3 protein-coding genes are annotated in these 3,516 nt (G+C 62.1%); all 3 read left to right on the top strand.

The window, feature by feature from the left end:
- Positions 1-498: MFS transporter (locus tag HMPREF0178_RS14040; RefSeq protein WP_009368702.1), on the top strand; the 498-nt coding region annotated here is incomplete at its 5' end.
- A gap of 225 nt (positions 499-723) precedes the next feature.
- Positions 724-2,175 carry a hypothetical protein gene (locus HMPREF0178_RS14035; protein ID WP_009368701.1) on the top strand — a complete coding sequence of 484 codons (1,452 nt, stop codon included), beginning with the start codon at positions 724-726 and terminating at the stop codon, positions 2,173-2,175.
- A 479-nt stretch (positions 2,176-2,654) separates the two neighbouring features.
- The coding region (locus HMPREF0178_RS21075) for a TRAP transporter large permease subunit (RefSeq protein WP_009368700.1) at positions 2,655-3,516 on the top strand (862 nt) is incomplete at its 3' end.

Here is a 3,516-nt window from a genome sequence, read left to right as displayed (position 1 = left end):
TTCTTCCTTCCCGTGTCGCTCAGCCAGGCCGGGGTCAGCCCGGCAGGCATCGGGCGGGTGTTCCTGCTTTTCTGCCTCGTGATCATCTACCTCGGCCCCTTCTTCGGGAAGGCCGTAGACAAGTCGCCCAACAAGCTCGTCTGGCTCGTGGGCGGCGGGTTCCTGTGCATCGGCGGCATCATTGCCCTGCTCCTTCTCGACGGGCTCGCGGCGGCTTTCGCCTGCGTGGCGCTGCTAGCCCTGTGCAATGCCATCGTCGCCAGCGCGCAGGGAACCTATGCGCTCGAAATCCCGGTTTCCCAGCAGGTCGGATCCGGCAGGACGGTGGGGATCTACAATATCACCGAACGGCTCGGCCAAATGCTCGGCCCGGTCGCGCTCGGGCAGGTGATCGCCCTATGGGGCGTGAATTCGGGGCTGATCGGGATGGCGGGGGTCCTCGCCGTCCTGAACATCCTTTTCGCCCTGACCGGGCGCTTGGCCAAGGCTGGCGCATGACGGATTGCCGCCCTCCCCTTGCGGGGACCAGCTTCCGCTTTTTGCATAGCCGCCACATGTTTCCCGCAAAGCGGCCCCTCCGAATCCTCCTCTGTGCGCCGCAGTATGGAGGCATTTCACGCGGGAGGGTTCCTTTCCGGCCCGCTTTTTGCTTTGTTCCTTGCAAGAGACAACGATGCGCAATAGTGTTGGCACCGCTGGATGCCGCCTTGCAAAGGAGCACACATGATTGATCCGCTGGCTATGCCTGTCTTCAAGCCTCTTTGGGAGGCCTTTCCCTATCTTCCCGGCTGTTTTGCGGCATGGCGCGGCATGAGCCTCGGTGAAATATCCGCTTCGGCCTACGCGGCGGCGGACGGGGAACGTCGGCCTTCCGACGCCATCGTGGACTGCATGGCGAAACACGCGGCACGGAGCCTCGGCAACGATGTTGGCGAGGCGGTCAAGCGGTATTTTTCCCGGAACAGCGCCGTCCTGTCGGCGAATCTGCACGGCATCGACTGCCTGCCTGAAATGGTGCAGGCAGTGCCGTTCTTCGGCCTTGACCGTCTGGCCGGCGGCACACCGGGGGCCGTAATCCCCGTGCTGTCCTGCGGCGGCGTATCCCTGCAAAGTTCGGCATACCCGCGCGGGCTGCAATCCTTCCACGCGGACGCCCCGGCACGGTTCCCGCTGTTCCGGAGTTCCTGGCAGGACACCGTGGAACTGAACGCCCCCGCCTTGACCACAAAGGACGTGCGTTCAAGCGCCGCCCGCTGGAGGCCGACGCGGGCCTATGAGGAGCGCGGGCTTGGGACGGTGCTGCACCATTTGCTTGACCCGGACACGCTCGCGCTCAAACGCTTTGGGGAACAGGCCGCGCGGGTCAATGCGAAGCTGTACGCCGCCCTGTTTCCGGATGCCCGGCCCGTAGTCGCCTATCTCGAATTGGAGGAAATCGCACGGGAACTGCTGATTGACGACCTTGCCCGGCCCGATTCGGTATTGCACAGGGCGCTGTTTACGCCGCGCCTGCGCGAGGGGCTCTTACGGCGTCTGGCCGGCGTGCGCGGCTGTTGGAGCCCCTGCGTGGCTTCCGGCGGCGAGCTGCCCCGGACAGCCGGGAATGGCACGGCCTTTTTCTGGGGCGTAGACGGGCGCGGGAGGCGGCACCCTCTGCGCCTGTCGCCGGACAACGGCGCGCTCGAATTTCCGGGCTTCCATCTGCCGCTTGTGCCGGAAGCCGTCATCGGAGCCCTGCGCGACCGGAACATCTATCCGGGGCTGTTCGTTTCCTACATGACGCTTGCACTTGAGCACGGACTCTGCTGCCACGGCGGGATTTTCCTCGTGCGCTATCTTCCGACCATGCTCCACGCCGTGCGCGATCAATTCATGGAGTGCGGCGAACCGCTCCCGCCTCTCCCGGGCCGGACGATGCTGGCGGCTTTCGCCATTTCCATGCAAGCCCGAGAAGCCGGGAGGCTTTTCCCTGCGGGTATGCTGGAACTGCTCACCTCCGGAGGCATCGGCAAGGTGGACCTGCAACGCCTTGCCGCTCTCCCGCTTGAAGCGGTCCTTCCCCTCAGCCTCGCCCGGTGGTGTCTGGACTACACGCCCCGTTCGCAGCGGACCCCGGCCTGGGAAGCCGGCTTGCGCAATGTGGCGTGGGAAGGCCTCACCATCGAAGTATTATGAATAAAGGCAGTTCGGCGCTTCCCCGATAACAAGGCCCGCTTCTGAAAGAAAGATGCGGCCCTCTGCATCGTACCTTGTGCTCCACGGAGGCTCCAGCACTTCCAGCCAACATCTTCTTTCCATACAAGAAGCCCCGCGCATTGTCTGCGGGGCTTTTTCCGTTCCGGCCTCATGGAGAAGAATCCGAATGTCGACAGGTCCAGCCATCACCCAGAATGCGGAGTGTCGCGTTATAATCAGATTTTATACATGTCTATGGACATGTTCTTTTTTTCTACAAGCGTGAACACGCCGTCTTTCGTCTTTTCTCTCGAGAACATCCCGATTTCTCACCCTCTTTTATTCTCTTTTTCACAATGCGGCACCCAAGATACGGCCCGGCCCAATTATTGCTTTCCCTTCAACATGATAGTCCGAGGCTTCATCAGAGGTTGAACATTTGGACAGGCCGCACGGCCTGCGTGAAGAAGGGGATCACCATGTCATTCGCATTGACACGGGAAGGGATAAAGCCGGTTGCAAAGGGGTTTGCGCTGGCTTTGGCCCTCTTCCAGATCTGGTTTACCACGGGTTTTGGGGTGCTTGACGGCTCCATGATGCGTGTCATGTTTGTGTCGTTTATCACAGTGCTCGTTTTTCTGTTCATACCGGGCCGTAAATACAAGGAAAACGAGAAAGAACCCACGCTGTTTCTGCTTATTGACCTGTGCTGCGCGGGTCTCGCCATCGCCACGGCGGTCTACTTCGCCCTGCATCTGACCGAAATCACCACCCGTATGCGCTACATCGACGACGTGACCCCGGCGGCCAAGTTCTTCGCCGCCGCAACGGTCCTGCTCGTCCTCGAAATCACCCGCCGCACCACGGGCTGGGCGCTGGTCATCGTGGCCTCGACGCTTATCCTGTACGCCTTCTTCGGAGACATGCTGCCCCGCGCCGTCAAGCATACGGGCTTCACTTTCGACGTCATCGTCGAACATCTTTTCCTGCTCAATGAAGGCGTGTACGGCATCCCGATCGGCGTGGCGACGTCGACCCTGTTCGGGTTCATTATGTTCGGGGCCTTCCTCGAACGCTCCAAGATGAGCTCCATCTTTATGGATCTCGCCTGCCTGCTCACCCGCAACTCGCAGGGCGGGCCCGCCAAGGTCGCCATTTTCGCCTCGGCCCTGTTCGGGACCATCTCGGGAAGCGCCGCCGCCAACGTCTACGGGACCGGCACCTTCACCATCCCGCTCATGAAGAAGGTCGGCTACCGCGCCCCCTTCGCCGGCGCGGTGGAAGCCGTCGCCTCCACCGGCGGGCAGCTCATGCCCCCGGTNATGGGGACCGCCGCCTTCC

Origin of the sequence: Bilophila sp. 4_1_30 (genome assembly GCF_000224655.1) — a bacterium.
Taxonomy (GTDB): Bacteria; Desulfobacterota; Desulfovibrionia; order Desulfovibrionales; family Desulfovibrionaceae; genus Bilophila; species Bilophila wadsworthia.
This window is presented reverse-complemented; position numbering and strand designations above follow the sequence as displayed.

What these genes read in the sequence shown, in the direction of transcription:
- HMPREF0178_RS14035 (WP_009368701.1), top strand. Translation starts at nt 724, where the DNA reads ATGATTGATCCGCTGGCTATGCCTGTCTTCAAGCCTCTTTGGGAGGCC.